Source organism: Nitratiruptor sp. SB155-2, from assembly GCF_000010325.1.
Taxonomy (GTDB): domain Bacteria; phylum Campylobacterota; class Campylobacteria; order Campylobacterales; family Nitratiruptoraceae; genus Nitratiruptor.
In genome coordinates this window covers 830,523-852,006 of record NC_009662.1, presented here as the reverse complement: position 1 = coordinate 852,006, position 21,484 = coordinate 830,523, and the positions used below count along the sequence as shown (strand labels likewise).

Sequence of the window (21,484 nt, the reverse complement as noted above, 5' to 3'; positions counted from 1 at the left end):
ATGAAGAAAATAAGAGGTGGCGCAACTGTAAGCCGAGTTCTGTCGTGGATAGCTATTTATCTACGCTTAGTGTCACCACTAAGCTCTAGCGTCGCACTCAAAAATGTGAGGCTTTAACCAGGTGCGACTTGCTGCGGGTTGGGTTTACACTGCCTTCTGTGTTGCCACAGAAGCGGTGAGCTCTTACCTCACCCTTTCACCCTTGCCTGTGCCAAAAGGCCATCGGCGGTCTGCTTTCTGTTGCACTTTCCCTCAGCTTATCCCAAAGGGCTTCGCTGGCCACCGGTTAGGTGGAACCCTGCCTCACTGCAGCTCGGACTTTCCTCTTGGTTTCCCAAGCAGCTATCCGTTGCGCCACACCAATTATATCTTAATTTTATCTTAAAGTAAAGGTGCTATGATACAAAAACAATGCTTCTTAGCTGATATAATAAACTCAAAAAGGAATGATCATGAATAAACTCTTCGTTGCTCTGATGACAATTGTGGTACTTGCCATACAAGTTGTATTAACTTTCAAGATTAATATTGGATGGATTCTTATTTTATCACTGATAGCCATGGGGCTCTTCATCGTCACTAATTATAAATCCTTGGCTTTATCCACTGTTTTCGCCGTCTTTTTATATGGAGGCGTTATTGCAATGTTAGAACATGATCAATATGTTTCTCATTCCATAAAATTGTCGCAAAATATTGTTATCGATCAAAAAAGCGGGATAAAATATGTCATGAGGATGGATGACTGGAAAAAGTATAGAGAAAAGCTCAAAAAAGGACAAAAAGAGCTCCTGTGTCAAAGTTATAAGCTGCTAGATAAAGAACTTCCCGATACTTTTTGTTATTTGAGAGTAGCTAAGAAAGATCTGATAAAAGTAGAAAAAATAAAAAGTTAACATTCGTTAGCCAAATGGCTAACGATTAAGCGTGACAGATATCCTTTGCTTTGAGAGCTTCAGCTTCTGCTACAGTTTTGATTCTGCCCTTCTCTTTGGCTTCTCTTGCATATTGTACACCGAGATTATATGCAGTTTTGTTCAATTCTACAAATTTCGGTGGAACTTTTGCGATCATTGTCTCATATACAAGTTCTTCTGGTAAAACTTTTGTCATCTCTATGGTTACACCCAGTGCAACAACTGACTGAGTAACAACGTTTCCAACCTCTTCTTTTGCGATAGAAATGATCGGGATCGCATACATCTCCCATCTATCGAGGTCCTCTTGGGTAGGTGTTACAAGATTTGGCTCAAATACGATGATTCCACCATCTTTTACACCACTTTTAAACTGATTGTAGCTAACCTGTGCGGTAGAAAGCATATATTCAATCTCACCCTCATTTGCGTACGGATACAAGATCTCTTCATCGTCCAAGATGATATCCACTTTCGTAGGACCACCTCGAACCTGTGAAGTATAAGTTGCGGCTTTTACGCCATATCCACCTGCTTTAATCTTCGCAGCAGCCAAAATCTCACCCGCTAGCAAAACACCTTGACCGCCAACTCCTGTAAATCGTAATTGATGTCTCATAGTCAACTTCCTTTGAGTTTGTTTTGTTATTTCTTTGAATAACTACTATGAGTGTAGCAATTCAAAGGGGCAAAAACCCCAAATTAGAATGGTTTCACTTGGATAGGAATATCCACTTTTTTCTTATTTTGTGCCGCTTCTATGACTAAATCATACGCGTCACAATACTCCATCTGATCAGTTACATGATGCAAGATTCCTGTTGGAAAGTAGTTGATTTTTTCCTCTTCAGGAAGCTTGTCATATTTTGCTTTTGGAAGCGTGATACTATCAATCCACTCTTGATTTTCGATAGCTTCTCCCATTTTATTTTTTCGTCCAAGGTTAACATGACAGTTACTGAATATATCGAAGAAGCTAAATCCTCTGTGCTGGAATCCTTTAATGAAGATTTTTTCAAGTTTCTTCGGATCCGTAACATTTTCTCTCGCGATAAAGGTAGCTCCCGCACCTTTTGCAAGTTCACACGCATCAAATGTAGGATCGATATTACCAAACTGCGTAGTAACTGCCCACATTCCTTTTGGCGTGGTAGGACTTACTTGTGAGTTTGTAAGACCATAGATGAAGTTATTGATCAAAATGAAATTAAGATCGATGTTTCGTCTACAACCATGGATTGTGTGGTTCCCACCGATTGCAAGCCCGTCACCATCACCTGCTACTACAATAACGTGCTTATCAGGATTTGCCAACTTGATCCCAGTCGCATAGGCAACCGTTCGTCCATGTGTAGTATGCACTGTATTACAATTTAGATAAGAGCTAAATCGACCACTACATCCAATTCCAGATACAACACACACATCATCCATATTCCATCCAAGGCTGTCGATTGCTCGAATTACAGCTTTAAGAATAATTCCATCGCCACATCCCCAACACCAAAGTGTTGGCATCTTGTCCGTTCTAAGGTATTCATTGTAATTAAAAGCCATTTTCTCCCCCTTATATACCCATTGCTTTGAGTTTATCGATTATTTCAGCTGGACTGATTGGTCGACCATTCGCTTTATTGAGTGCTACTGGTCGCTTCTTCATAACTCTCTCTACTTCGTCAATGTACTGTCCCATGTTAAGTTCTGGCATCAAGATCTTTTCAGCTGGGAATCTCTCACCAATCTCTCGCATTTTATCTTCTGGACTTGGCCATAGAGTAATCGGTCTAAACATCCCGATTTTAATGCCTTGTTCTCGAAGTCTGTTAATCGCTTCTCGTGCACTTCTACTTACACTTCCATAAGCGATGATAAGCCACTCAGCATCATCAAGCATGTACTCTTCATAGCTATCAAGAAGATCTTTTCTTCTAGAGTCTATTTTTCTATGAAGACGCTCGATCAAGTTTTGACAAATTTCGGCATCTTCTGTTGGGAAACCAGTTGGTCCATGATGAAGACCTGTCAAATGGAATCTATATCCTTGAAACATCGGTGGAATTACTGCCGGTTTATCCTGTGGCACATCAAAAGGCTTGAACTCCTCTTTTGGAATAGACGGATCTGGCTTTGCACGATCAACGATAGAAGCTTGTACCTCTTCCAAATCCGGCAATACCGCTTTTCCATGCATATGTCCCAATGTCTCATCCAAAAGGACAAATACTGGCGTCATAAGTTCTTCTGCTACGTTGAATGCTCGAACCACTTCCGTATAACACTCTTCCAGGCTTCCAGGGCAAAAAGTGATAGATTTATAATCACCATGTGTAGGTGATTTTGCCTGGTTAATGTCACCTTGTTGTACTCGTGTAGGAAGACCGGTCGATGGACCACCTCGCATTACGTTCGTAATGACTAGTGGCGTTTCTGTCATAAATCCCAGACCAATTTGCTCAGCTTTGAGGCTGATACCAGGTCCAGAAGTGTTTGTCATAGATTTAACACCACTCATACTTGCACCAAGTGCAACTGCAATACCTCCGATTTCATCTTCCATCTGGATAAATTTTCCTCCAACTCTTGGAAGCAATACACTCATCTCATGTGCTACTTCACTTGAAGGTGTAATAGGATACCCTCCAAAAAATCTACAGCCTGCATCAATTGCCGCTTTTGCAGCAAGTTCATTACCACTAGAAATTACTTCTCTTGCCATTACCTCTCCTTACGCACAAAGTGCTTTAATATCTTCTTCACGAGCCATATAGTGATTTTTCTTAATTGCTTCAGCTCGCTCTTTTGCTTCTTTTGAAAGTTTTGCGAATTTATACTCTTTTCGGTCAGCAACCATAATCGCAAAATCTGGACATTCAAGTTCACAGTCATTACAACCGATGCAGCTATCTGGATAAACAACCTTTACCATAGCACCAAGAATAGTCTTAGGTTCAGGAACCATTGCCAAAACACCTGCCGGGCAGTATGCAACACAAAGGTCACACGCCTTACAGTTCTTCTCTTCTACCCATACAGGTGTGTTTTCAGGGGCTTTTAACAATCCCATTTCATTCTCCTTTATCTAAAGTAAATTTGCCTACAGCGCAACTAACAAAGCTTTTTGTTTTTAGGCCCAATTTATCCATAGTGGATAACTTCTGGTCATATAAAGGATAACCTAGACCTATTAATATCTCTTTGAATTTCTCTTCATCTTTCTCATTTTGTAATTCAACTGTTACAATTCGAGGCTCTTTTGTCAGATCAACATCTACAAAACTAAAATATGGGGAGAGGGCTTTTTTGATACTATTTGCGCACCCCTCGCACCTGATATTTGCTACGGCAAAACTCTTTCTCATTATTTTCCAAGTACTTTCGCTACAGTTTTTCCAATATCAGCAGGAGATTTCACAACATGCACTCCAGCTGCAGCAAGTGCGTCCATCTTCTCTTGTGCCGTTCCTTGACCACCGCTGATGATAGCTCCGGCATGCCCCATACGTTTGCCTTTAGGAGCAGTCTGTCCAGCTATAAAAGCAACGACCGGCTTTGTAATATTTTCTTTGATAAATTCAGCAGCCTCAATTTCTAAAGTACCACCGATCTCACCAATCATAACGATAGCTTCTGTTTCAGGATCTGCTTCGAACATAGGAAGGAGCTGCTTGTAACTAAGACCAATAATCGGGTCTCCTCCGATACCAACAGCTGTTGTAATACCGTATCCCTCTTTGACAACCTGATTACTTGCTTCATAGGTTAGTGTACCAGATTTACTGATAAGTCCCACAGGTCCTTTTTTAAAGATAAATCCTGGCATAATACCTATCTTACACTCTTCGGCCGTTATGATTCCCGGACAGTTTGGCCCAATTGTTTTCATTCCCTTTTTGGTTGCATACATCTTTGCGTACATCATATCTTTCACTGGAGCACCTTCAGTAATGATAACGGCCAATTCAATACCAGCATCGGCAGCTTCCATAACAGCATCTGCAGTAAATGCAGGTGGAACGAAAATCATACTTACAGTTGCACCAGTTGCATCAACAGCTTCTTTTACTGTATTAAATACAGGTCTATCTAAATGGGTCTGCCCACCTTTACCAGGAGTAACACCACCTACAATCTGCGTTCCGTACTCAATACACTGCTCACTATGAAATGTTCCCTCTTTTCCTGTAAAACCCTGGACTATAACTTTTGTATCTTTGTTTACCAAAATACTCATTACAATTCTCCTTTCGCTGCAGCTACTGCTTTTCTTGCACCATCAGCCAAATCTGTCGCTGGAATAATGTTTTTGATATTCGCGTTTTTCAAAATTTGAGCTGCCTCCTCGGCATTTGTTCCGTCGAGTCGAACAACAACCGGAACATTGACCTCCACTTGCTGCGTTGCTTGCAATATACCATTGGCTATACGGTCACATCGAACGATTCCGCCAAAAATGTTTACAAAGATACTTTTAACATTCTCATCACTTAAAATGAGTTCAAACCCTTTTGCAACTGTATCAGGGTTTGCACCACCCCCTACATCCAAAAAGTTTGCAGGCTCTCCACCCTCATGCTTGATGATATCCATAGTAGCCATCGCAAGTCCTGCTCCATTTACCATACAACCCACATTTCCATCCAAATTCACATAGCTCAGTCCATATTTGGCGGCTTCTACTTCAACTGGATCCTCTTCGCTCAAGTCTCTCATCTCATGGATATCTGGGTGTTTGTATAGAGCATTGTCATCAAATCCCATCTTTGCATCAAGAGCCAAAAATCTGCCGTCACCAGTTTTAATGAGAGGATTGATTTCTATGAGGTTCGCGTCTTTATCCATATAGACTTTATACAGTGCTTCAGCAAATTGGATGAATGGACGAATCTCCTCTTTTGCTAGACCCAATCCAAAAGCTAGTTTTCTACCATGAAAACCCTGGAAACCTATCGTTGGATCTATTGCAACTTTGATGATCTTTTCCGGAGTTTTTGCAGCTACTTCTTCAATCTCCATACCGCCTTCGGTAGAGGCCATCATAACAGGCATCTCACTACTTCTATCGAGAACCATTCCAAGATAGTACTCTTTTTGGATATCCGCGCCCTCTTCAACGTACACTTTTTCGACTTTCTTGCCCTCTGGACCTGTTTGATGAGTCACCAGCGTCATACCAAGCATCTCTTCGGCTATTTTTTCAACTTCATCCAGGCTTCTTGCTAGTTTTACACCACCAGCTTTACCGCGACCACCTGCGTGAATTTGAGCCTTGACAACCCACAAATCGCCACCAAGGCGTTGAGCCACTTCTCGTGCTTCTGGTCCCGTAAAAGCAACTTCCCCTCTTGGAACGGGAACGCCATATTCTCGAAAAATCTCTTTTGCTTGATACTCATGAATATTCATTACATTACTCCTTTCTTATGCTTTTGCCCACTGTTTTCGACCCTCTTCGTAAAGGTCATTTCCGTAGGTATCATTGACTACAACAACAGGAAAATCTTCTACTACAATTCTTCGAACTGCTTCTGGTCCAAGTTCTGGATAGGCTATAACTTCAGCATCTTTTATTCGTTTTGCCAAAAGTGCTCCAGCTCCTCCTACTGCACCAAAATAGACCGCTTTATGTTTTTTGCATGCCTCTTTGACTGCATCGTTTCTTTTGCCTTTTCCTATCATCCCTTTGAGTCCATGCTCTATCAGAATAGGCGCATAACTGTCCATTCTGTAACTTGTAGTAGGACCAGCACTCCCTATCACTTCTCCCGGTTTTGGAGGAGTTGGTCCTACATAGTAGATCACTGCACCGTGTAGATCAAAAGGAAGCTCTTTGCCCTCAAAAATCAAATCAACCAGTCTTTTATGTGCTGCATCTCTTGCAGTGTAGAGGGTTCCTGTAAGATAGACGATGTCTCCGGCTTTTAATTTCTCTACATCTTCATTGCTCAACGGGGTTTTTAGTTTATACTCTGCCATATCTATTTCCTTATATGGTTATATGTGCATGTCGAGAACTGTGGCACTGGATATTGACTGCAACAGGAAGTGAAGCAATGTGACACATACGACCCGGTTTATATGTTTCGATATGTACAGCAAGTGCCGTTTGCGTACCACCCATTCCCATGGCGCCGATTCCGAGCTTATTGAGCTCTTCTAGAATCTCTTTTTCGAAGGCATCTAGTTCTGGATCTGGGTTCGGCGTACCAATATCACGAAAGAGAGCATGTTTACTCATAACGGCTGCATAATCAAAGCTACCACCTATTCCAACACCTACAACGATCGGAGGACATACATTTGGCCCAGCATCACTGACAACTTGCTTGACAAACTCTTTTATTCCCTCTTTCCCCTGCGCTGGAGCAAGGACTCTTGCACGACTTCCATTTTCACTTCCGCCACCTTTTGCAGCAAACTCTATCTCAATTTTGTCTCCTGGAACAATATCGAAATAGATCACAGGCGGTAGGTTGTACCCAATTTTGTCTTTGAGATTGGCTCTCGTGAAACAATCGCATGTAGAGGCTCTGAGATACCCTTCTTCATATCCCTTTTTCGTGCCTTCAAAAATAGCTTCTTTTAAACTGCCACCTTCGACACGGACATCTTCACCAACCTTCACAAAAAAGATGGCAAGCCCTGTATCTTGACAAAGAGGTTTGTTTTCACTCGCTGCAATTTCTGCATTTTCTAGGAGTTGTTCCAATACTGCCTTGCTGACAAGACTCTCCTCTTTTTCCAATGCCTCTTGCAAGGCTTTGTGCATATCTTCACTAAGATGCGTCGTTGAATAGATAATGGTATCTCGTATCGCCTTGACAATATCTTCGTATGCTACTGTGCGCATCACTTCTCTCCAAAATAGTTCTGATTTTCTAACACATCGATCAACTCTTTTACAGAATCGACACTTCGTTGGAACTCTTCTCTTTCACGTGGTGTAAGTTGTAGTTCAATAATCTCTTCAACACCATTGGCACCAAGCGTTACAGGCACTCCATTTGGGATTCCATGGACGCCATATTCACCTTCAAGAAGCGTAGAACATGGATAGATTTTTTTGGAGTCTTGCAAAATAGCTTCGACCATAATAGCCGTTGCTTTTCCTGGGGCAAAATAAGCGCTTGTTCCCATCAGTTTTACGATCTGGGCACCGCCGTTTTTAGTGGCTTCTACCACCTCTTGTAACTCCTGCGGAGTCAACAAATCAGTTATTGGAATGCCTGCGACTGTAGAATATCTTGGAAGAGGAACCATATAATCACCATGTCCTCCGATGACAGTTGCACGAATCTGACCAGCACCAAATCCGAGTTTTTCATAGATAAAGTGTGTCATTCTTGCACCATCCAAAATCCCAGCCATTCCAATAACTCTATTTTTTGGAAAACCACTCTTTTTTAAAGCGACATAGGTCATGGTATCGAGTGGATTTGTAACAACGATAATAATAGAATCTGGAGCATGTTTCACAACATTTTCTACAACTTCACTTACGATATCGGCATTTGCAAAGAGTAGATCGTCTCTGCTCATTCCGGGCTTCCTTGGAAAACCAGCCGTAATAACAACTACTTTACTTCCTTCAATATCGGTATAGTCATTTGCAGCACGAACGATGGAATGGGTTCTCATAGCTGCAGCAGCTTGGTTCATATCAAGCGCTTTCCCTTGAGCTCTATCCTTATCTCTATCCACTAAAATAACTTCATGAGCAAGTCCTTGCATAGCGACTGAATATGCCACAATGCTTCCAACGTTACCACCAGCGCCTACAATAGATACTTTTGAACTTTTTGCCATTCACTCTCCTTTATTTTCAGAGGCCTAAGCCTCTGATATTAGATGTTATCGATAATTTCATTGAAGATTTTGCTAGGTCTCATTGCAGTTTCAGCTTTACAATCATCTGGATGATAGTATCCGCCGATATCAACCGGTTTTCCTTCAGCTGCTTTAATTTCAGCAAGTATTTGCTCTTCGTTCGCTTTTAGTTTTTCAGCTACTGGAGCAAATTTCGCTTCTAGTTCACTCTCCCCACAACTTGCAAGTTCTTCAGCCCAGTAGGTGGCAAGATAGTAGTGGCTTCCTCGGTTATCAAGTTCACCCACTTTTCGTTTCGGCGTTTTGTCGTTGTTAAGATATTTGCCAACTGCTCTGTCAAGTGCTTCTGCAATGATTGTTGTTTTCTCGCTAGCACCTTGTTTCACTGCAAGCTTGAGTGATTCTACAAGTGCCATAAACTCACCAAGGCTATCCCATCGAAGGTGTCCCTCTTTCAAGAACTGCTCAACATGTTTTGGTGCACTACCACCGGCTCCTGTTTCAAAAACACCCCCACCGGCTAGAAGTGGAACGATTGAAAGAGTTCTTGCACTTGTACCAACTTCTATAATCGGGAAGAGATCTGTGAGGTAGTCTCTTAGTACGTTACCCGTTACGCTGATTGTTCCCTCTCCTGCTCTAAATCTTCTAAGCGTGTATCGCATCGCTTTTTCAGGTGCCATAATATGGAATTCCACACCACTCAAATCTTCATCTTTCAATACACTGACTACTTTTTTGATCAAGTTCGCATCATGCGCTCTGTTGCTGTCAAGCCAGAAAACAATCGGGTATCCGCTCTCTTTTGCTCGTCTTACAGCCAATTTGGCCCAGTCAACAATCGCCTCATCTTTTGCACTGTATGCTCTCCAGATATCTCCCTCTTCCACTTCATGACACATTAATGTATTGCCATCTTCATCGATAGTTTTGATGTATCCATCTTCTGGTGGGAAGAAAGTCTTGTCGTGGCTTCCATACTCTTCTGCTTTTTTCGCCATAAGACCAATATTTTGTACAGTTCCTACTTTCGCAGGATCGAACTGACCATTTTTAACGATATCAGCAACGATCTCTTTGTACATTCTTGCATATGTTCTATCTGGAACAGTAATCACAGTATCAGCCGTCTCACCATCTGGTCCCCATCCTTGAAGACCGTTTTTAACAACTGCAGGAATAGAAGCATCGATAATAACATCGTTTGGAGCGTGGAGATTGGTGATGCCTGCATCGCTATCAACCATATACATTCGTGCATTTTTCTTGAGGATCTCTTGGATTTTATCCTTGATATCTTTTTGTACACCTTCAGGAAGTTTGCAAAGTTTATTTTCAAGATCTACAAGTCCGTTGTTTGGATCAAAGCCAATCTCTTCGAGCTCTTTACCATATTCGTCAAAAAGTTCTTTGAAGTAGACTCGAATCGCATCTCCAAAAAGCACTGGATCAGAGATTTTCATCATTGTGGCTTTTACGTGCAGTGAGAAGAGAATGTCTTTCTCTTTTGCATCATTGATAACACACTCATAAAATTCTCGAAGGGTTTTTCTATTCAAAAATGATGCACTAAATACTTCACCTTTTTTCACTTCTACTTCTTTTAAAACTTCCGTTTTGCCATCTTGGCCTTCAAAAACGAGTTTTACCGTCTGATCTTTATCGCTGATGAAAGACTGTTCATTTTGATAGAAGTCATTTTTGTCCATATGTGCAACATAGCTTTTGCTATCAGGACTTACATCTCTCATTTTATGTGGAAATTTTTTGGCATACTCTTTTACCGCTTTGCTAAGACGTCTGTCTGAGTTCCCTTGTCGAAGTACCGGGTTTACAGCAGATCCGAGAAGTTTCGCGAATCGATTTCTGAGTTCTACTTCCTCAGCCGTTTTTGGCTCTTCAGGAAAATCCGGAATATCGTATCCTTGTGCTTGCAACTCTTTAATAGTTGCTACAAGCTGCGGAATGGAAGCAGAAATATTTGGTAGCTTGATAATATTTGCTTCTGGTTTAAGAACTAACTCTCCCATGTAAGCAAGTTCATCAGCTTGCTTTTTATCTTCTGGAAGTCTATCGCTAAATTCAGCGATAACTCTTCCTGCTAGTGAAATATCTCGAAGCTCAATTTCAACACCAGAATCTTTTGTAAAAGCCTTTACAATAGGCAGTAATGAATATGTTGCAAGCGCTGGTGCTTCATCAATTTTTGTCCAAACAATCCTTGCTTTACCCATTTTTTCTCCTCTTTGATTTTATTTAATTACTCTATAATAGTAACAACTTCTTCTTATAAGAATCATCAAATCGCTATAGAAAAAAAAGAAAGGGGGCTATCTGTTTCTTTTCTTCACATTATGTATATACTTCAAATGTTTTTTATAGCTTCTCGAAAAGAGATGCTTACCATTCTTGCCTTTTACAAAATAGAGATAATCTGTTTTAGCCGGTTTGATGGCAGCTTTTATCGCATCTAGTCCCACAATACAAACTGGATAAGGCGGCAATCCTATATATTTGTATGTATTGAATCTCGTTGTATCAGTTGCAATCCTTCGATGTGTTACTTTAATATGGGAATAGATGCCGTAATTGAGTGTACCATCCATTTGTAGCGGCATCTTTTTTTTCAATCTATTGTATATAACAGATGCGACTATAGGCATCTCTTCCTTACTGGCAGCCTCTTTTTGTATGATGGAAGCTATAGTCACCACTTTTTCAAACCACTGTTTTTGATCAAATTTCCCAAAAACCTTCATTGAAATGTTGCGATGCTTTTGCAATCCAAATCGTACGAGATAGTGTACAAGATGTTCTTCATCAATCCCTTTTGGCAGATAGTATGTATCGGCAAAAAGTATACCCTCTGGGTAAGGGGCAACTTTATTATAAACTTTTTGTAACATATTTTCATCATAGCCATATCTATCTGCCAAGATATGAAAAAACCAAATAGTTGTTTCTCCTGGTATCACTTTTACAGGAAAAAGAGCGGCTTTTGATTTTGTAAGTCTATAAAGAAAATCGAGTCTTGAAAGGTGTCTCTTCTGTATATCGATCCACCCTTTTTGTGGATACCCAAAAAAATGTATCACGACAGCATCCAGTTGTGTTACAGGGACAACTGCTTTGTTTAGATATAATATGGAAGATGGTAGATTGCCTGGGGGGATTCGTATTTGAGGACTTTCAATATTTACAGGCCTTGCAAAATAATAAAGAATCGTAATAATGCTTACTAAAACAAGTTCAACGATAACCAAAGTAATTTTAAGCACTCTTTTTGCCACTCTCATCCTTTTGGGAGGTACATACTTTTTTTTAAAAAAAGGGATTTACATTGAGCATCTAGATTTCCATCCGATTCATATCAAGAAATTGTATCTCAAACTGGATAAAAAACTGATTCTCAAAGCCCAAAAGATCCATCTTGAATCCGATAAACGATCAAAAACAGACTTTTCTGTTGAAAGCGCCAAAAAAAATCTGTATCTTATCAATCTTATCCCAAAATATTTCGAATATATCGAACTGGATACACTTATCATCCACAAGCAAAAAATAGAGTTCTATTTTACTCATAATATTTTTACGCTTATTACACCCAAATTTGAACTTGTAACGACATTGAAATATGATAAAAACAAAATCTATGCAAACATCAAGCGCCTTGTTTTTAAAAAGTACAAAACCCTCATTAAAGGACGGGCCGTAACGACAACCAAAGATTTTCTCTTCAAAGGAACATTCAATACACACGATATACTAGGGAATATTCGTCTCTCAAAAATTGGCGATATCGTAAAAATATATCTTGAAAGCCGACCATTTACCAATAGACAGCTACAAAATCTTTTTGTACAAATACCCATCAACGAAGAGATCAAATCCTGGAGTTGTAAAAAGATACGCGCTAAAAAATATCGGCTTCAGTTTTTCGAAGGTAAAATAGATTTAAAAAAAGGATTCGATCCAAATCTTTTTAAAGGTCGAGCAGTCGCCTACGATGGAACCATAGATTTTCAAAAAGGCATTGCTCCAGTAGTTGTTAAACAGATCATACTCGACTATAAAAGCAATAATCTCTATTTTACACTGCGTAAACCCATATTTCAAAAAAGATCTTTGCAAGGCTCAAAAGTCACCATATACCATCTAGGGCAATCTAAAAGCTATATAGATATTCTCATTAAGATAAAAACCAGATTTGACAAAGAAATTAAAAAAGTTCTTGCATCATATGACGTTCATATCCCCATTATTCATAAAAAAGGAATTTTAGACAGCATTGTCAACGTAAAACTCTATTTCCATGACTACTCTACAGATGTACAAGGATCTTTCACAACAAAAAACTCTTTGATTCACATCCAAAACTTTGATCTCTTTTTACAAAAAGCGAATTTTTCTTTGCACAATAAACAGATCACTATTCACCCATCACTCGTTTCTCTACCACCCATTGTGAAAGCTGATGTCCAAGGAAAAATAGATTTACATAAACAATATGCAAAATTAGACCTGCATGATACGAACGTCTCTATCAAGGAAAAGAGTTATATTATTCTAAAGGCTGACAATCTCTCTGAAAAACTTCTTCTAGATCTCAAACACTCCAAGGCACATCTGAAAAGATTCAATACCGATATCTTCTTTAACAAGCGTACTATGGTACGATTGAATGATCTTACGCTCATCAAACCCTACTCGCCTTTCCTTCAAAAATTAGATCCACAAAAAGGATGGGCAAAAGTCACCATCGACAAGCCTATTCGATTTGAAGCAGAATTGGTGAAAAAAAACAATATTATCTATGAAGGCGGGAAAAATATCGATCATTTTTTCATCCGTGGTTTCGCTGGAAATGCCGGATTGAGTTTAGATATCAACAATAAAATATCAATCTCTTTCAAAGACAAAAAAGTGAACGGATCATTCAAGAATCTCGATCTTAAACTCGATACACTGTTTCAAAAGAAAAACAAGATAGACCAGTCACCTTTCAATGACATTCGTGCCTCTTTCAAACTTTTCAACATGAAAATTCTTTACAAAAAAAGAGTTCTTCCCATCGAGTTTGGTCATCTGAATCTTGGGGAGACGATTCATTTTTCAGGCAATTATGGTCCTACTAGATATGTTTTTATGTATCAAAACAATAACGTAAATATTTCTATGAAAAATATGCACGATGAAGTGCTACATAAACTTTTTAAAATGAATTTTCTCTCCAAAGGAGAATATGAGCTTGTATTACATGGACCGGTAGGCAAAATGAGAGGACGCTTTTCCGTTCAAAGGGCATATATCAAAAATCTTCAAGCTTTTAACAATCTTTTCGCGTTTATCAATTCCGTTCCCGCCCTCATCACGTTTCAAAATCCAGGTTTTAATACAAAAGGGCTCTTTATAAAAAATGGCTATGTCGATTTTATCTATTCAAAAGAGCTGTTGTACATCAAGAAACTTCATCTCGTTTCCGATTCCACAACGTTTGACGGAGAGGGTATTATCGATCTCAAGGCAAATAAAATTGGAATGGTTCTACAATTAAAAACATTGAAATCCGTTACAAATATTTTGAATAAAATTCCTGTTGCAGGATACATATTACTAGGAAAAGATGGTAGTGTCTCCACTACGATTAAAATAACAGGGGATCTAGACAATCCAAAAATCAAAACTCAAACTATAAAAGATACACTACATGCGCCTCTCAATATTATCAAAAGGACATTGCTTTTGCCATTCAAACTTTTTGATTAGCTATTCGTTGCGTAAAACATCGATAATATTGATTTTAACGGATTTTTTAGCTGGATAGATCGAAGATATAACGGTGATGATGATTGCACCGGCGATAACAGCACAGAAATCTAAGATACTCAAATCGATCGGAAGCCTAGAAGTCCCATAAACGTCAGCCGGGAGTTGAACGATATCAAAATGGCTCAAAATATAGATCCCCATTAATCCCAGCAGAGCACCAGTAACGATTCCAAAACCACCTATAATAGAGCCGAGTCTAAAAAAGATCGATTCAATCTCTTTTTGTGTGGCACCCAGGGAGAGTTGCAATGCTATCTCTTTTCTTCTGTTCATGACCATCATCAAAAGAGAACTGACAATATTGAGTGACGCTACAAGAATAATGAGCATAAGAACGATAAACAGAGCACGTTTTTCCATGGCAAGGGCGGAAAAGAAGTTGCCATTGAGTTGCCACCATCCTATAACCGAATAGTCATCCCCCAAAAATGCCTCAATTTTTTCCTTGTCCTTTCTTGGTTGAGAAGAGTAAACATGAATACCACTAAAATCGGTCTTTTTCATATGAAGAATTTTTCGTAACGACGCCAGTGTTGTATAGGAATAGGCTTTATCGTATGCAATCAGGCCTGAATGAAAATATCCCTTTACCCTAAAACGCTTAAAAATAGGCGTCACGGAAAAACCGTTTGGTTCACTTTGCGGAAAAATGACAAAGATTTTCTCGTTTGGAGTGAGGTAAAACTCTTTATAAAGCTCTTTACCGACAATTATTTCATATTTTTTGGGTGGTTGCTTGACATAATGCTTGAAAACATCATTTATTTTGCGCTCTTTGTCAAAATCGACTCCAAAAATCACTCCGCCTTCTAAGTTATTGCCCTTTTTATAGATAACTTGGGCAGTTATATAGGGGCTCATCAAGAGATTTGGAAATTTTTTTTGCAAACGTTCAACAACCGTTTTATCGATTCTTGCACTAAATTTGGGAAGGATAGTAAGCGGATAATTCATGGTAAAGAGCTTTTTTTCAAACTCTTTATCCATACCATTCATGATACCCATAGCCACAATAAGAACCATCACTCCTATTGCTATGCCTAAAAAAGCGAGAAGAGCAGAAAGGAAGATAAACGGCTGCTCTTTGTCAAAGCGCAGATATCTGCGGACTACGAAATTGACAAAACGTTTATCCATTTGCTGCAGCTAAAATACCTTTTTTAGGACCACTCTTACCACAGCAGTGCTTATATTTTTTTCCGCTACCACATGGGCAAGGCTCATTTCGTGCCGGCTTTTTCTTTGTGATGACCGGCTCTGTTTTTACCTCCTCACCATGTTGCATGACAGCTTCTTGTGCAATCTGAGCTTCCATCTTAGCAAGTTCTTCCTCGAGTCTTCGTATCTCTTCTTCCTCTTGCTCGTTTCTCAATTCTATGAGATGAAGCGTTTTAATAGCCTCCTTTTTGATTCTGTTGACAAGTTCCATAAAAAGATTGAAGGACTCTTTCTTATATTCCACCAAAGGATCTTTTTGATTGTATCCTCTCAGGCCAATACCCGTTTTTAAGATATCCATCTGATACAGATGCTCTCGCCAGGCATTATCGAGAACTTGCAAATAAAGAATCCTCTCAATTTCTCTTCTTTGCTCCTCTTCAAGCTGTCCCATCTTCTCTTCATACTCTTTTTCGAGACGCTCTATCAAGAAATTTTTGAGTTCGTCATACTCTTTGTCTTTCATTTCTTCGACACCGATTTTCGTTCCAAGTTCTTCTTGAATTACCTTAGATAGTTTTTCGAGATTAAAATCATCTTTAGGTGTTTCAGGAAAAATTTCACTTTGGGACAGAAGCTCTTCAACGACTTCCGCCCTGTTCTCCCTTATCTTGGATGCAATATCATATTCAGGATTCAAAAGCTCTTGGCGAAACTTGTAGATAGTTTTACGCTGTTCATTTGCCACATCATCATATTCCAAAATATGTTTTCGTGACTCAAAGTGCATATTCTCTACCCGTTTTTGCGCCTTTTCCACGGCACGGGTCACCATTTTTGATTCAATATGTTCACCCTCTTCAATCCCCAGACGGTTCATGATATTTTTGATTCGATCGCCTCCAAAGATGCGAAGAAGGTTATCTTCAAGACTCAGGAAAAACTGGCTGGCACCCGGATCTCCTTGTCGTCCAGCACGACCTCGAAGCTGATTATCGATTCGCCTACTTTCATGGCGTTCTGTTCCTAAGATAAAAAGACCGCCAAGTTCTCTCACTTCATCATCGATTTTGATATCCACCCCTCGTCCGGCCATGTTGGTAGCAACGGTTACAGCACCTTTTCGACCCGCCTGAGCAATTATTTCTGCCTCTTTCTCATGATGTTTTGCGTTAAGCACCGCATGGGGGATCTTCTCTTTTTTTAGTAGCTTATGTAAAAGCTCATTTTTCTCAATTGAAGTTGTACCAACAAGAACAGGCTGCCCCTTTTGGTGCAGCTCTTTTATCTTTTTAACGACCGCATCAAACTTCTCTTTCTCTGTTTTGAAAATGAGATCATCAAGATCTTTTCGAATCACTGGCCTATTGGTAGGAATGGAGATAACTTCAAGACCATAAATTTCAGAGAACTCCGTCGCTTCGGTTTGTGCGGTTCCTGTCATACCGGCAAGCTTTTTATAGAGGCGAAAATAGTTTTGGAATGTGATATCGGCCAGAGTTTGACTCTCTTCTTGAATGGGCACACCCTCTTTCGCCTCAAGAGCTTGGTGCAACCCTTCGCTAAATCTTCTTCCTTCACTCAGCCTTCCCGTGAACTCATCTACGATAATTACTTCGCCATCTCGTACTACATAATCCACATCTTTTTGAAAAAGATAGTTGGCTTTCAGAGCTTGATCGAGATGATGCGCCAAAATTGCGTTTTCGAGACTGTAAAGATTTTCCACACCAAACAATTCTTCAGCCTTTGCGATACCCTCTTGCGTTAAAAGAATCACTCTATCTTTTTCATCAACGGTAAAATGTTTATCTTTTTCAAGCTGCTTGGCGATCTGATCAGCTTTGACGTAATTATCAAGTTTTCTATTGGTTGGACCTGAAATGATAAGAGGAGTTCTTGCTTCGTCGATCAAAATGGAGTCCACTTCATCTACTATCGCAAAGTTGTGTCCTCTTTGAACAATCTCGTCGAGCGAGTATTTCATATTGTCCCGCAGATAGTCGAATCCAAATTCATTGTTGGTTCCATAGGTGATATCACACTGATACTGCTTTTTTCTCTCTTGATCGTCTTGAATCTCTGAAGTGATACATCCTGTGGAATAGCCCAAAAATTCATAGAGCTTTCCCATTTCCGTTGCATCGCGTTTCGCCAAATAGTCATTGACGGTGACAACGTGGACTCCCTCATCTGTCATCGCATTGAGGGCAACGGCAAGGGTTGCAACAAGGGTTTTTCCCTCTCCCGTTTTCATTTCGGCAATTTTTCCCTCATGCAACACCATTCCACCGATAAGCTGCACGTCATAATGGCGCATACCAAGGACTCTTTTGCTCGCTTCTCTTGTAATGGCAAAAGAGTCCTCTAACGCTTCATCCATACTCATTTGGCCAGATTTTACCTTCTGCCTAAGTTCATTGAAAGCTTTTTTGAGTTCTTCGTCCGTTAATTTTTCATATTTTGGTTCAAGTGCATTGATTTTGGCAACTCTTTTTTGGTATCGTTTAATCTCACGATCGTTTTTTGTACCAAAAATCTTATTTACAACACCTTTGATCATCGATGCGTTCCTTTTTAAAATCGTTGTGTCATTTTATCACAAATTAATAAACCTGAAGGAATAGTATGAAAAAACTGCTCATTATTTTCATTTCAGCAATCTCTATTTTGGCAGATATAAAAATTGAGGCTCTTCAAAGTCACTTTATTCAACAAATTACAAATGATCAAAACAAAACAATCACCTATACAGGTGAAGTTGTTTACAAAGCGCCAAACCATCTTTATTGGAAATATGTTTCACCTATTCGAAAAGAGATATATATCAACGGAAAAAAAGCAGTTATTATAGAGCCGGAAATCGAACAGGTTGTCATAAAACGACTTGATGACACACTCTCACTCGATACAATTTTACATAACGCCAAAAAGATTTCAAAAGATAGATTTGAAGCGAATTATGAGAATAAAAAATTTACTATTTTGCTAAAAAATTCCAAACTCTACACAATAGAATATAAAGATGAACTTGGAAATAATGTCACTCTCAAATTCATCAATCCAAAGCAAAATGTACAGATCGATCCATCATTGTTCGAGTATCACATCGACCCCGAATATGATGTCATTTATGAGTAGTTTTTGCCGCGCAAAGGCGGCAAAGAATTAGAGGTATTTGTGAATCATCTCTTCAAGCATATCTTGATCGAGTTCGTTAAAGTTGAGATATCTGTAGACATTCTCCTCTTTACCAGCAAGTTTTTTGGTAACGATATCTAAGTACTCCTCTTTTGTAGGAATTCGACCAAGCATTGCTGTTACGGCTGCAAGCTCTGCACTTCCAAGGTAAACTTTTGCATCTTTACCCATTCTGTTATCGAAATTTCTCGTACTGGTACTAAATACAGTCGCTCCATCTCGAACTCGTGCCTGGTTCCCCATACACAAACTACATCCTGGAAGCTCGGTTCTTGCTCCTGCCGTACCAAAAATAGAGTAGTATCCTTCTTCAATAAGCTCCTCTTCATCCATTTTTGTCGGAGGTGCAATCCAAAGTCTTGTTGGCACTTGCCCTTCGCCTTTTAAAATCTCTCCGAGTGCTCGATAGTGACCGATGTTCGTCATACAACTTCCGACAAATACTTCATCGATTTTGTGTGGTCTGTTTGGATCTGCAAGCACTTCAGAAATTGTTGCAACATCATCCGGATCGTTTGGACACGCTACGATCGGCTCAGTAATTTCATTGAGGTCGATTTCGATCACTGCAGCGTACTCTGCATTTTTATCCGCTTTCATAAGAGTTGGGTTTTTCAACCACTCTTCCATCTTTTTCTTACGTCTTTCAAGTGTTTTTGCATCTTGATATCCCGCGTCAATCATTTTTTCGATCAATGTAATATTGGATTTGATATATTCGATCACCGGCTCTTCATCAAGCTGCACTGTACATGCTGCCGCACTTCGCTCAGCACTCGCATCACTGAGTTCAAATGCCTGTTCAACTTTTAAGAAAGGAAGACCTTCAATTTCAAGAATTCGTCCAGCAAAGATGTTTTTCTTACCCTTTTTCTCGACAGTCAATAGTCCTTGTTTAATCGCATAGTATGGGATAGCGTTTACTAAATCTCTTAGAGTAATTCCAGGTTGCAACTCCCCTTTGAATCGAACAAGAACAGATTCTGGCATATTCAGTGGCATTGTTCCAGTAACTGCCGCAAATGCCACAAGACCTGATCCAGCTGGAAAACTGATACCTATAGGAAATCTTGTATGAGAGTCTCCACCTGTTCCTACAGTGTCAGGAAGTACCATTCTGTTAAGCCATGAGTGAATAACCCCGTCACCTGGCTTCAAGCTCACACCACCTCGACTTGTAATAAACTCAGGAAGCGTGTGTTGTAGCTCAATATCTGCCGGTTTTGGATAGGCAGCTGTATGACAGAAACTTTGCAACACAAAATCGGCTCCAAAACTAAGAGCCGCAAGTTCTTTGATCTCATCTCGTGTCATTGCACCGGTGGTATCTTGGCTTCCTACTGTCAATGTTTCAGGCTCTACATACATTCCAGGTCGAACGCCTTCCATTCCACAGGCTTTTCCTACCATCTTTTGTGCTAATGTATAGCCAACGCCCTCTTTGCCTTCTGGTTGTTCAGGTCTTGTGAAAAAGTCCTCTTCTGGCATTCCAAGCGCCGCTCTTGCTTTTCGTGTGAGGCCTCTACCGATAATCATCGGGATTCGTCCACCTGCTCTATACTCATCTGGTAGCGTGTTCGGCTTGAGTTTAAATTCACTTACAACCTCGCCGTTTTTAAGGATTTTTCCTTCATATGGACGAATCTCTATCACATCGCCTGTTTCGAGATTATCTACTGGAGCTTCGATAGGTAGTGCACCAGAATCTTCTGCAGTGTTGAAGAATATAGGAGCGATGATTCCACCAATGATGATACCGCCTGTTCGTTTGTTCGGAACGTGTGGAATATCTTCACCAATCCACCATTGTACAGAGTTGATACCAGACTTTCGGCTAGAACCGGTTCCTACAACATCACCTACGAACGCTACAGGAAGCCCTTTTTCTTTTAGTTTTTTGATAGTCTCTTGTGCATCTGGCATCTTCGCTTTGAGCATTGAAAGCGCATGCAACGGAATATCACTTCGGCTCCAAGCCTCACTTGCAGGAGAGAGGTCATCAGTGTTTGTTTCGCCAGGTACTTTGAATACAACCGCTTTTATGGATTCTGGAAGTGGATCTCTACTGAAAAACCACTCTGCATTTGCCCAAGACTCAAGAACCTCTTTTGCATATTTGTTCGTTTTTGCTTTTTCAACCACATCATTGAACGCATTGTAAACAAGAAGCGTCTTTTTGAGTGCATCGGCAGCCGCTTGTGCAACTTCTGGATCTTCGTGATCAAGCGCTTCTACAAGTGGGCCAACATTGTATCCACCGAGCATAGTTCCTAAAATTTCAACTGCATGTTTAGGACTGATAGCTGCTGTTTTTGCATGGCCCTGAACAATATCTCGCAAAAACGCCGCTTTTACATATGCTGCTTCATCAACACCAGGAGGAACACGGTTGAGTAAGAGATCCATCAAAAACTCTTCTTCAACAATAGGAACTTGTTTTAAAAGCTTTATCACTTCATTGACTTGCTCCGCCGTCAAAGGCTTTGGAGGAATCCCAAGTTTTGCCCGCTCTTCAGCCGCTTTCTTGTATTCTTCTATAAATCCCATTTGTACTC

At 40.0% G+C, this 21,484-nt stretch carries 18 protein-coding genes and 1 other RNA gene; 3 read left to right on the top strand and 16 right to left on the bottom strand.

Going from position 1 to position 21,484, the window contains the following annotated elements:
• Window positions 1-12 precede the first annotated feature (12 nt).
• An RNA gene (rnpB, locus tag NIS_RS10120) (RNase P RNA component class A) lies at window positions 13-358 on the bottom strand.
• 94 nt (window positions 359-452) lie between these two features.
• Here rnpB and NIS_RS04600 point away from each other — a divergent pair.
• Window positions 453-896, top strand: a complete 444-nt coding sequence (locus NIS_RS04600) for a hypothetical protein (RefSeq protein WP_012082220.1) — start codon at window positions 453-455, stop codon at window positions 894-896.
• 25 nt (window positions 897-921) lie between these two features.
• Here the strand turns inward: NIS_RS04600 and NIS_RS04595 are convergent, their stop codons facing one another.
• The 12 genes from NIS_RS04595 to mltG form a co-directional block, all read right to left on the bottom strand.
• The gene (locus NIS_RS04595; protein WP_012082219.1) at window positions 922-1,536 is read right to left on the bottom strand and encodes a 2-oxoacid:acceptor oxidoreductase family protein; all 615 of its coding nucleotides are present in this window, start codon (window positions 1,534-1,536) and stop codon (window positions 922-924) included.
• 83 nt (window positions 1,537-1,619) lie between these two features.
• Complete coding sequence (locus NIS_RS04590) at window positions 1,620-2,474, bottom strand: 2-oxoglutarate ferredoxin oxidoreductase subunit beta (protein WP_012082218.1); 855 nt, start codon at window positions 2,472-2,474, stop codon at window positions 1,620-1,622.
• Window positions 2,475-2,484: 10 nt separating this feature from the next.
• Window positions 2,485-3,633, bottom strand: coding sequence for a 2-oxoglutarate synthase subunit alpha (locus NIS_RS04585; RefSeq protein ID WP_012082217.1), 1,149 nt, complete (start codon window positions 3,631-3,633; stop codon window positions 2,485-2,487).
• A gap of 9 nt (window positions 3,634-3,642) precedes the next feature.
• Window positions 3,643-3,981, bottom strand: coding sequence for a 4Fe-4S dicluster domain-containing protein (locus NIS_RS04580; protein WP_012082216.1), 339 nt, complete (start codon window positions 3,979-3,981; stop codon window positions 3,643-3,645).
• A 1-nt stretch (window position 3,982) separates the two neighbouring features.
• The gene (locus tag NIS_RS04575) at window positions 3,983-4,276 is read right to left on the bottom strand and encodes a heavy-metal-associated domain-containing protein (protein WP_012082215.1); all 294 of its coding nucleotides are present in this window, start codon (window positions 4,274-4,276) and stop codon (window positions 3,983-3,985) included.
• Window positions 4,276-5,148 (bottom strand): succinate--CoA ligase subunit alpha, encoded by an 873-nt coding sequence (gene sucD / locus NIS_RS04570; protein ID WP_012082214.1) that lies wholly within the window; start codon window positions 5,146-5,148, stop codon window positions 4,276-4,278. The genes NIS_RS04575 and sucD overlap by 1 nt, the downstream gene beginning before the upstream one ends.
• Window positions 5,148-6,320 (bottom strand): ADP-forming succinate--CoA ligase subunit beta, encoded by a 1,173-nt coding sequence (sucC, locus tag NIS_RS04565; RefSeq protein WP_012082213.1) that lies wholly within the window; start codon window positions 6,318-6,320, stop codon window positions 5,148-5,150. The genes sucD and sucC overlap by 1 nt, the downstream gene beginning before the upstream one ends.
• A gap of 15 nt (window positions 6,321-6,335) precedes the next feature.
• Window positions 6,336-6,890, bottom strand: coding sequence for a Fe-S-containing hydro-lyase (locus NIS_RS04560; protein WP_012082212.1), 555 nt, complete (start codon window positions 6,888-6,890; stop codon window positions 6,336-6,338).
• Between the two features lie 10 nt (window positions 6,891-6,900).
• The gene (locus tag NIS_RS04555) at window positions 6,901-7,764 is read right to left on the bottom strand and encodes a fumarate hydratase (RefSeq protein WP_012082211.1); all 864 of its coding nucleotides are present in this window, start codon (window positions 7,762-7,764) and stop codon (window positions 6,901-6,903) included.
• A complete protein-coding gene (gene mdh, locus NIS_RS04550; protein WP_012082210.1) occupies window positions 7,764-8,720 on the bottom strand; it encodes a malate dehydrogenase in 957 nt (318 codons plus the stop codon). The genes NIS_RS04555 and mdh overlap by 1 nt, the downstream gene beginning before the upstream one ends.
• 38 nt (window positions 8,721-8,758) lie before the next feature.
• Complete coding sequence (locus tag NIS_RS04545) at window positions 8,759-10,975, bottom strand: NADP-dependent isocitrate dehydrogenase (protein WP_012082209.1); 2,217 nt, start codon at window positions 10,973-10,975, stop codon at window positions 8,759-8,761.
• Window positions 10,976-11,071: 96 nt separating this feature from the next.
• The gene (gene mltG, locus NIS_RS04540) at window positions 11,072-12,031 is read right to left on the bottom strand and encodes an endolytic transglycosylase MltG (protein WP_012082208.1); all 960 of its coding nucleotides are present in this window, start codon (window positions 12,029-12,031) and stop codon (window positions 11,072-11,074) included.
• Between mltG and NIS_RS04535 the strand changes: the two genes are divergently transcribed.
• Window positions 11,973-14,507, top strand: a complete 2,535-nt coding sequence (locus tag NIS_RS04535) for a DUF3971 domain-containing protein (protein ID WP_012082207.1) — start codon at window positions 11,973-11,975, stop codon at window positions 14,505-14,507. The genes mltG and NIS_RS04535 overlap by 59 nt on opposite strands.
• Here NIS_RS04535 and NIS_RS04530 read toward each other — a convergent pair whose 3' ends face one another.
• Window positions 14,508-15,707: an ABC transporter permease gene (locus tag NIS_RS04530; protein ID WP_012082206.1), complete on the bottom strand. Its 1,200-nt coding sequence runs from the start codon at window positions 15,705-15,707 to the stop codon at window positions 14,508-14,510.
• Complete coding sequence (gene secA, locus NIS_RS04525) at window positions 15,700-18,291, bottom strand: preprotein translocase subunit SecA (protein WP_012082205.1); 2,592 nt, start codon at window positions 18,289-18,291, stop codon at window positions 15,700-15,702. Before secA ends, NIS_RS04530 begins: the two co-directional genes overlap by 8 nt.
• A gap of 65 nt (window positions 18,292-18,356) precedes the next feature.
• Between secA and lolA the strand changes: the two genes are divergently transcribed.
• Window positions 18,357-18,869 (top strand): LolA-like outer membrane lipoprotein chaperone, encoded by a 513-nt coding sequence (gene lolA, locus NIS_RS04520; protein WP_012082204.1) that lies wholly within the window; start codon window positions 18,357-18,359, stop codon window positions 18,867-18,869.
• Between the two features lie 27 nt (window positions 18,870-18,896).
• Here lolA and acnB read toward each other — a convergent pair whose 3' ends face one another.
• Window positions 18,897-21,476, bottom strand: coding sequence for a bifunctional aconitate hydratase 2/2-methylisocitrate dehydratase (gene acnB, locus NIS_RS04515; RefSeq protein WP_012082203.1), 2,580 nt, complete (start codon window positions 21,474-21,476; stop codon window positions 18,897-18,899).
• Window positions 21,477-21,484 lie beyond the last annotated feature (8 nt).

Coding starts and splice junctions, on each gene's coding strand:
- NIS_RS04590 (WP_012082218.1), bottom strand. CDS start 2,474: ATGGCTTTTAATTACAATGAATACCTTAGAACGGACAAGATGCCAACA.
- NIS_RS04580 (WP_012082216.1), bottom strand. CDS start 3,981: ATGGGATTGTTAAAAGCCCCTGAAAACACACCTGTATGGGTAGAAGAG.
- mdh (WP_012082210.1), bottom strand. CDS start 8,720: ATGGCAAAAAGTTCAAAAGTATCTATTGTAGGCGCTGGTGGTAACGTT.
- lolA (WP_012082204.1), top strand. CDS start 18,357: ATGAAAAAACTGCTCATTATTTTCATTTCAGCAATCTCTATTTTGGCA.
- NIS_RS04560 (WP_012082212.1), bottom strand. CDS start 6,890: ATGGCAGAGTATAAACTAAAAACCCCGTTGAGCAATGAAGATGTAGAG.
- sucD (WP_012082214.1), bottom strand. CDS start 5,148: ATGAGTATTTTGGTAAACAAAGATACAAAAGTTATAGTCCAGGGTTTT.
- NIS_RS04600 (WP_012082220.1), top strand. CDS start 453: ATGAATAAACTCTTCGTTGCTCTGATGACAATTGTGGTACTTGCCATA.
- secA (WP_012082205.1), bottom strand. CDS start 18,291: ATGATCAAAGGTGTTGTAAATAAGATTTTTGGTACAAAAAACGATCGT.
- NIS_RS04585 (WP_012082217.1), bottom strand. CDS start 3,633: ATGGCAAGAGAAGTAATTTCTAGTGGTAATGAACTTGCTGCAAAAGCG.
- NIS_RS04555 (WP_012082211.1), bottom strand. CDS start 7,764: ATGCGCACAGTAGCATACGAAGATATTGTCAAGGCGATACGAGATACC.
- NIS_RS04530 (WP_012082206.1), bottom strand. CDS start 15,707: ATGGATAAACGTTTTGTCAATTTCGTAGTCCGCAGATATCTGCGCTTT.
- sucC (WP_012082213.1), bottom strand. CDS start 6,320: ATGAATATTCATGAGTATCAAGCAAAAGAGATTTTTCGAGAATATGGC.
- NIS_RS04535 (WP_012082207.1), top strand. CDS start 11,973: ATGCTTACTAAAACAAGTTCAACGATAACCAAAGTAATTTTAAGCACT.
- NIS_RS04575 (WP_012082215.1), bottom strand. CDS start 4,276: ATGAGAAAGAGTTTTGCCGTAGCAAATATCAGGTGCGAGGGGTGCGCA.
- NIS_RS04545 (WP_012082209.1), bottom strand. CDS start 10,975: ATGGGTAAAGCAAGGATTGTTTGGACAAAAATTGATGAAGCACCAGCG.
- acnB (WP_012082203.1), bottom strand. CDS start 21,476: ATGGGATTTATAGAAGAATACAAGAAAGCGGCTGAAGAGCGGGCAAAA.
- NIS_RS04595 (WP_012082219.1), bottom strand. CDS start 1,536: ATGAGACATCAATTACGATTTACAGGAGTTGGCGGTCAAGGTGTTTTG.